The following is a 7,759-nucleotide window of genomic DNA, read 5'->3' on the forward strand; positions in this document are numbered from 1 at the left end:
CTCCCGCGGCCGCTCTTCCCGTGTTCCGGCCCAGCCCGAGTCCGCAGCGCCTCTGTCGATTCCGTCACAAGCACCTCCGCCCGCACAGTCGCCCCCGCCGTCCGAAACGTTGCAGCCTCTCCCCGACCAATAACCGAACAGCGGAACCGCCTTCTCTGCGGCGCGCAGGAAATGCCCGTTGTCGGCGAACTGCCAATAAGAGGACTATTCCAAAAAGGACGGTAAAGGAAACCATACGGTCGGTTGCCCGATGATTGACTCTCGGCCCATGCGATGCCGGAATACGTCCACTGAGGACATTTCCCCGCATTTACCGCACGCCCGTCACTCAGCGGGCTTCCCGGCCCGCATCGCCGAAAGAAGCACCGGCAACGCGGCGGCCAACGCGATCCCCCGCACCGCGCCAGCCACCGGATAGGCGGCCCGGACGCCGAACGCGTCCGCGACCAGCCCGCCGGCCAGCGACCCCAGCGGCATCAATCCCCAGCCCAGCATCCGGTAGACGCTGTGCACCCGCCCGCGCAGCTCCGTCGGCACTTCCCGCTGGCGCAGGCTGACCGTGACCACGCTCCAGAGCGTCGTGGCGAATCCGTTGACCCCCAGCAGGACACCGAGAACGACCGCGTTCGGGCTGGTGCCGATGAGCACGAAGATCACCGCGTTGGCGATCAAGGCGGTCAGCAACGCTTGCAGCGCCCCGATTCTCGCCACGACCCGCGCGTTGACCATCCCGCCGAGCACACTCCCGACCGCCGCCCCCGCGAGCAGTACGCCGTAACCGCGCTCGCTGACGTGCAGGATCTGCGTCGCGAGCAGCACGACTGCGACGTTGCCGAACTGGTAGCAGAATGTGTTCACCGCCAGCAGCCCGGCCAACGTGCGCAACAACCGGTGCCGCCCGAGCCAGCGCACCCCCTCCCCCACCGCGACCCGGTTCGGCGGCCTGGCGATCTGCGGCAACGGGTGTCGCGGGAGGGTCGCCAGCAACACGGCGGACACCACGAACGACACCGCGTCCACGCCGAACGGCAACGCCGCCGCGACCGAGAACAGCAGACTCCCGATCGGCGGCCCGACGAACAACTGCCCGGCATTGGCGATCGCGTACTGGCTGCCGTTCGCCCGGTGCAGCTGCGTCTCGGAGACAAGGTCCGGCACCACCGCGAGCGAAGCGCTGGCGAACACGACCTCGCACGCACTGAGCGCGAACCCCATGACCGCCAGACCCGCGATGTCGATCCGCCCCAGCCAGATCAGCCCCGCCGCCACCGCGACGATCGCCGCCTGCACCGCCTGCGACCGCCACAAGAGCCCGACCCGATCGCGCCGGTCCACGAGCGCGCCCGCGGGCAGGGAGAGCAGGAGCCAGGGCAGGTACGTCGCCGCCGAGACGACCGAGACCAGCACCGGATCACGGGTGAGCGTGACCGTCAGCAGCGGAACGGCGGCCGCGAAGACCCCGTCGCCGACGTTGTCCGCCGCCGAGGCCCACCACAACCGCCAGTACGCGGCGGGGAGCTTGGCCCGGGAGTCGCGTTCGTTCATGGCCCGGGATGGTTCCCGGCTCGAACATGTGTTCGCCATCATGTAGGCTGGGGCTACATCGAATGTTTCGTGGTGTGGTGGTTCGGGCGGTCGTGGTATTTCGCTTGCCGAGGGATCTCCGGCGCCGCAGACTGACCCGCCGATGCCAAGTCCTGCGCGAATCCGGAATCAGCCCGAAGCGTCCGTCCGCGGCCGCACGGCCGACCTGGACGGGTGGCCGAGCGCGCGACTGCCGCCGCGCACGCCCCGGCTGAGTGGGTGGGGCAAGGAGTACCTGGGCCAGGCGAACCGCAGCAGGGCACGCAGGAGCGAGGCGCACGACGGGCGGGTGCACGCCAACCGCGCGCACCCCGGCCCGGCGGCCGAACGCACCGCGGCCCCGCATATGACGTCGGCCAGGCGAACCACGGCTAGCCAGGCCGTAACTAACCGCACCGCCACAACTAGACGAATCACCGCAGGCCAAGCCGCAACCAACCGCACCGCGACAACCAGGCGAACCACCGCAAGCCAGCCCGCAACCAACCGCACCGCGACAACCAGGCGAACCACCGCAAGCCAAGCCGCAACCAGCCGTCCCACAACCCCACCCACAACAACCGGACGAACCACCACAAGCCGGCCCGCGACCGACCGCACCGCGACCCCATCGGCCCGACACGCCTCAACCAGCCACGCCGCGACCACAGGAACCGAACGAACGGGTGGTTCATGATCGACGTCATCATCTCCGGCTGCGGACCGACCGGCGCGACGCTCGCCGCCGAGCTGCGGCTGCACGGCGTGCGGGTCCTCGTCCTGGAGAAGGAAACCGAACCGCTCCCGCTCGCCCGCATCGTCAGCCTGCACATCCGCAGCCTCGAACAGCTCGCCATGCGCGGGCTGCTGGAGCGGGTCCTCGAACGCGGACGGCAGCGTCCAGTCGGCGGCATCTTCGCCGGCATCCCCAAACCCGCGCCCGAGGGCCTCGATTCCGCTTACCTGCTGGGCATCCCGCAGCCAGTCGTCGTCCGTCTGCTCGAAGACCACGCCATCGAGCTGGGCGCAGAGGTCCGGCACGGCCGCGCGGTCGCCGGTTTCGAGCAGGACGAGGACGGCGTGACCGTCGAGCTCACCGACGGCGAACGGCTGCGCTCGCGATACCTCGTCGGCTGCGACGGCGCGCGCAGCACAGTGCGCAAGCTGCTCGGCGTCGGCTTCCCCGGCGAACCCTCGCGAACCGAAACCCTGATGGGCGAGATGCCCGCGACCGCGCCGCAGGAGGAGATCGCCGCCAAGGTGGCCGAGATCCGCGAGACCGACAAGCGGTTCATGCTGAGCCCGGTAGGCGAGGGCGTCTACCGCGTAGTGGTCCCGGCCGCGGGAATCAGCGCTGAGCCGCCCGTGCTCGAGGACTTCAAGCAACAGCTGCACGCCATCGCCGGAACCGACTTCGGCGTGCACTCCCCGCGCTGGCTGTCCCGCTTCGGCGACGCCACCCGCCTGGCCGAGCGGTACCGGATCGACCGGGTGCTGCTGGCAGGCGACGCCGCGCACATCCACCCGCCCACCGGCGGGCAAGGCCTCAACCTGGGCGTGCAAGACGCGTTCAACCTCGGCTGGAAGCTCGCCGCGCAGGTCCGCGGCTGGGCCCCGGACCCCCTGCTGGACACCTACCAGGCCGAACGCCATCCGGTCGCCGCGGACGTCCTCGACAACACCCGCGCCCAGATGGAACTGTCGTCCGCCGAAGCGGGCCCGCGCGCCGTGCGCAGGCTGCTCGCCGAACTGATGGACTTCGACGAAGTCAACCGCCGCCTGATCGGGAAAATCACCGCGATCGACCTCCGCTACGACTTCGGCGAAGGCCCCGACCTGCTCGGCCGCCGCCTCCCCGACCTCGACCTGAAACAAGGCCGCCTCTACGACCGCCTCCATCAAGGCCGAGGCCTGGTGCTCGACCGCACCGAACGACTGAACGCCGACCGCTGGGCGGACCGAGTCGACCTAGTCACGGACTCCGCCGCGGCCCTGGACGCTCCGGCCGTCCTGCTGCGCCCGGACGGATACGTCGCCTGGGTCGGCGAGGACCAGCAAGATCTCGACCACCATCTCGCCCGGTGGTTCGGCAAGCCGAACGCGCTCGGCTGAGCGACCGCCGAGTGCTGCATAACGGAGACGCCGCACGGGCTCGACCAACCCACCGCTTCCCGTCGAGCAACCCGCCGCACAACGGAGACACCGCACACGCAAGCTCGACAACCCACCGCTCCCCGCCGAACAACCCACCGCATAACGGAGACTCCGAACAGGCAGGCTCGACAAGCCACCACTTGCCGCCGAACAACCCGCTGCCTAACGGAGACGCCGCACGCGCGAGCTCGACAACCCTCCACTTCCCACCGAACAACCCGCCGCGCAACGAAGACACCACACGCGCAGACTCAACAACCCACCGCTCCCGCCGAACAACCCGCCGCACCGCGGAGACACCACACAGGCAAGTCCGCCACAACCCCCACCGGCCGGACAAGCCCGCCGATCTCCCCCGGACCACCGCCGAGTGCCGCATAATCGCGACGTGTCGCTGACCCTCGACCTGAGCACCGACGACCTGGCCGCCACCAGGCTCGCCGTCTCGCCGCTGTCCGAGACCGTCTCCGGCCTGCAGGCCCTGGCCGGTCGCTGGGGCCCGGCCCGCCACGGACGCTGGACCCGCTGGGCCGCGAACGAACTCGCCGCCCGTCCGCTGGACCTGGCCTGGACCTGGCCGCTGCTCGTCACCGGCCGGACCAGCTGGCCGCAGTTCCTGCTGCCCGCCCCGGCCCGCGCGGCGAGCACGATCGACGAGGCGCTGGCCGCGATGCGCCGGACCACCGCGAGCCAGGTCCGGCGCAGCCTGCGCGGCGTCTTCGGCGACCGCCTGCCCGCCCCGGCCCGGGCACTCGCCGCCGATCCCGCGGCCGGGCTCCGCGCGATCGCCGGGGAACTCCGCCAGGCACACGACCGTCTGATCGCCCCGCACTGGGCCCGGCTGCGCGCCGTCCTCGACGCGGACATCGCCTACCGAGCCAAACAATGGGCCGACGGCGGCGCGGGCCACCTGTTCGCCGACCTGCACACCGGACTGAACTGGTCCAGCGGCCATCTCACTCTCGACGGCGACCACCGGCCCTCGCCCGGACGGCCCGCCGGCGGGCTGGTGCTCTCGCCCGTCGTGCTCGGCCCGCCGTGGGTGATGATCAAACTGCACACCACCACCCAGACCACGATCCGCTACCCGGCCCGGGGCAGCGGTGCATTGTGGACAGCCGCCGAACGCCGTCCCGCCGCACCCGCGGTCCGCCTCCTGGGCCGGCGCCGGGCCGAACTCCTGGAGACCCTGCGCTCCCCCGCCACGACCACCGACCTCGCCGAAGCCCTGCACGTGTCGCCGAGCGCGGTTTCGCAACACCTCCGAGTCCTGCGCGACAGCGGCCTGGTCGCCGGGCAGCGGTCCGGTCGTGCGGTCCTCTACCGCACGACCGAACAGGGAATACGCCTGCTGAACCCCTCGCCCGAGCCGCAAGTGTGACGCCCCCGCTCTGCGAAACATCAGCCGGAACGCGCCTGCCGAGCCCCTCCGATCCGCGAAAACCGCACCCAGACGGTCCGGACCCCGCGCTTCCCTCGACCGAAACACAAATGTGACAACTCCACACCCGATGCCACATTTCCGGAGTACGATCTCGCCGACCGCGACCGGCCTCGCGGAGAGGGGAAGCGGCGGGGATGAGCGACACCTGGCAGGTGCCCGGGTTCACCGAGGTCGACGTGCTCGGCGTCGGCGGCTTCGGGCGCGTCGTGCTGGCCAAGCACCAGGAATCCGGCCGTATGGTGGCGATCAAGTACCTCCTCGCGGAGTACCTCGCCGACCCGGACCTCGCCGCCGGGTTCCGGCGCGAGGCGTGGCTGCTGTCCGGCGTTCGAAGCCCGCATGTCGTGCGATTGTTCGACTTCATCGAGACGCCGCAGGGAGCGGCGCTGGTGATGGAGGCCGTGCCCGGCGTGTCCTTGCGCGCGCTCCTGGCGACGGAAAACGTTCTCGCCCCCGAATCCGCGCTGGCCATTCTCAAAGGTTCGCTGCTCGGTCTCGCCGACGCGCACGCCGCCGGAGTCGTCCATCGCGACTACAAGCCCGGAAACGTCCTGGTGTCAAGGGAAGGCCAGTCGAAGCTGGTCGACTTTGGACTGGCCACTTTGGACGGACACAACGGACTGACCGCCGGTTCCCCGTCCTACATGGCACCTGAGCAGTGGGCCGGGCAGCCAGGCCAGCCCGCCACCGACGTGTACGCCGCGACCTGCGTGTTCTACCAATGCATCACCGGACACCAGCCGTTCGAGGCCACGACCACTGACGAATTGCGTTCGCTGCACCAGATGGCTCCAGTGCCGCTCGACACGGTGCCCGACAAACTGCGTCCGCTGATCGCCCGTGGCATGGCGAAGGATCCGGCGTGGCGACCGTCCACGGCGGACGCTTTCGTGGCCGAGTTGGAAACCGTCGCACGCAAGGCTTACGGAAAGGACTGGGAGAAACGCGGCTGGAAGCGCCTGGCCGCCTCGGCCGCCGCCCTGACCGCGCTCACCCCGTTAGCCCTCCTGACCACCGCGGGCACGGCCGCCGCACCGGTCGGAGCCGGCGCGGTGGCGGCGGCGGGAGTGCCTGCCACCGGCACCGGAGCAGGCGCGACCGCGGTGATCGTCGGCAAGGTCGTCGCCGTGCTGGTGGTCGTCGGCGCGCTGGTCACCGGCGGAATCCTGGTCTTCAACCGCCAGGACGACCCGCCCGCGCCCGCCGCGCTCACCGTCGCGATGCAGACCGATTCCGGACGCGACCAGGCCCAGCCGATCACCTACAGCCTCCAGTACCCGCAAGTCTCCGGCGGGCCGGACGCCGCCGTGCGGAAGCGCATCAACGACGCGTTGCGCGCCCCGATCGACAAGCGGCTGAAGGCCATCCGCGACGCACGCGCCTATCCGGACTGGCAGCAGCAGTTCGCCGAATCAGGAGAAACGCCCGCCGCGCGATCGACCGCGCGAATCCTCCTGCAGACCCCGAGCCTGCTTTCCGTCCGCTACGACCACGACCTCGACTCGAAAGTGCTGGGGCACACGACGTGGCGGTTCCCGGAAACCGTCACCGTCGACCTCACCACCGGAAACCCGCTCGGCCCCCAGGACATGTTCCGGCCCGAAGCGCTGACCGCGGCCGGGATGAAAACGCTGACCGACCGCATCGAACCGCACACCAGGAACGGTTTCTGCCAGCTGGCGTCCGTCGACGAGAACGGCCGGAAAGCCACCATCGACGCCGCCGACCAGGTCCCGGGCCGCGGTCACGTTCCGGGAGCCTCGATCGGATTCACCAAGGCCGGGGCCGAATTCGAAATCCTGTGGTACGACCTCGGCTGCATCACGGCGGCGGGGAAAGAAACCGTGACCGTTCCGTACGCCGAAATCTCCGATCTGCTGCAGCCGAAACTCGTGACAATGCTCGGCGCCACAACAGCTTCCTCGTCCCCGCCCCCACCAACCTCCGCGTCTTCCCCGGCGGTCAGCAACACCTACACCAACCCCCGGTTCGGTTTCACGACACGCGTGCCGCCGGGCTACACCGCCGCGTCCTACAGCCCGGACAACGGCGACGGAATGACGTTCACCAACACCGCCCTCGACGCCACCCTCACCGTTTGGGGCACCAACTCAGGCGGCCGAACCTCCGCAGCGGCATTGGCCGAGGCAGCCGCCGAAGCAGAAGCAAATGGCGGCCGCGTGACCTACCGCAAGGACGAAGGCGACCACTACTCGATTTCCGGCTACCAAAGCGACGGCAAGATCTTTTACGAACGAGGCTTCTCCGGAGCGGGCTCGACGGCCTCGCTGCGCTGGATCTACCCGCGCGAGCACAAGAACGAACTCGACACGCCAGTAAGCACCACAGCGGACGCCTTCCGGCCCGGCGATCTTTCCCAGCCGCACTGACCGGCAGAGAGCACGAGGTACCTGCCACGGCCAAAGGCAACGTCGCAGTCATCCAGGACGGCACCGCGGATGCACAAGGCAAGTCTCTTGTCGACATTCCCAGAAATCGGCTTAGAGCGTGTCTCACTTGGATGGCGGTTGAGGTGCGAGCATGATCATGACTTGTGATGGACGAGTTGTCGCGACGATTGGTGCCCGACGAGTTGTG

4 protein-coding genes are annotated in these 7,759 nt (G+C 69.6%); 3 read left to right on the plus strand and 1 reads right to left on the minus strand.

Going from position 1 to position 7,759, the window contains the following annotated elements; translation table 11 throughout:
• Positions 1-324 precede the first annotated feature (324 nt).
• On the minus strand, positions 325-1,545 hold the full coding sequence (locus ACZ7SW_RS35550) for an MFS transporter (RefSeq protein ID WP_470234748.1): 1,221 nt from the start codon (positions 1,543-1,545) through the stop codon (positions 325-327).
• A gap of 711 nt (positions 1,546-2,256) precedes the next feature.
• Here ACZ7SW_RS35550 and ACZ7SW_RS35555 point away from each other — a divergent pair.
• The 3 genes from ACZ7SW_RS35555 to ACZ7SW_RS35565 all read left to right on the plus strand — a co-directional run bounded on the left by ACZ7SW_RS35555 (position 2,257) and on the right by ACZ7SW_RS35565 (position 7,551).
• Positions 2,257-3,675: an FAD-dependent monooxygenase gene (locus ACZ7SW_RS35555; RefSeq protein ID WP_470234749.1), complete on the plus strand. Its 1,419-nt coding sequence runs from the start codon at positions 2,257-2,259 to the stop codon at positions 3,673-3,675.
• 430 nt (positions 3,676-4,105) lie between these two features.
• Positions 4,106-5,098: an ArsR/SmtB family transcription factor gene (locus ACZ7SW_RS35560; protein WP_470234750.1), complete on the plus strand. Its 993-nt coding sequence runs from the start codon at positions 4,106-4,108 to the stop codon at positions 5,096-5,098.
• Between the two features lie 197 nt (positions 5,099-5,295).
• Positions 5,296-7,551 carry a protein kinase domain-containing protein gene (locus ACZ7SW_RS35565; protein WP_470234751.1) on the plus strand — a complete coding sequence of 752 codons (2,256 nt, stop codon included), beginning with the start codon at positions 5,296-5,298 and terminating at the stop codon, positions 7,549-7,551.
• Positions 7,552-7,759 lie beyond the last annotated feature (208 nt).

The sequence above is a fragment of the Amycolatopsis sp. NPDC114484 genome (assembly GCF_055633755.1).

What these genes read in the sequence shown, in the direction of transcription:
- ACZ7SW_RS35550 (WP_470234748.1), bottom strand. Translation starts at nt 1,545, where the DNA reads ATGAACGAACGCGACTCCCGGGCCAAGCTCCCCGCCGCGTACTGGCGG.
- ACZ7SW_RS35555 (WP_470234749.1), top strand. Translation starts at nt 2,257, where the DNA reads ATGATCGACGTCATCATCTCCGGCTGCGGACCGACCGGCGCGACGCTC.
- ACZ7SW_RS35565 (WP_470234751.1), top strand. Translation starts at nt 5,296, where the DNA reads ATGAGCGACACCTGGCAGGTGCCCGGGTTCACCGAGGTCGACGTGCTC.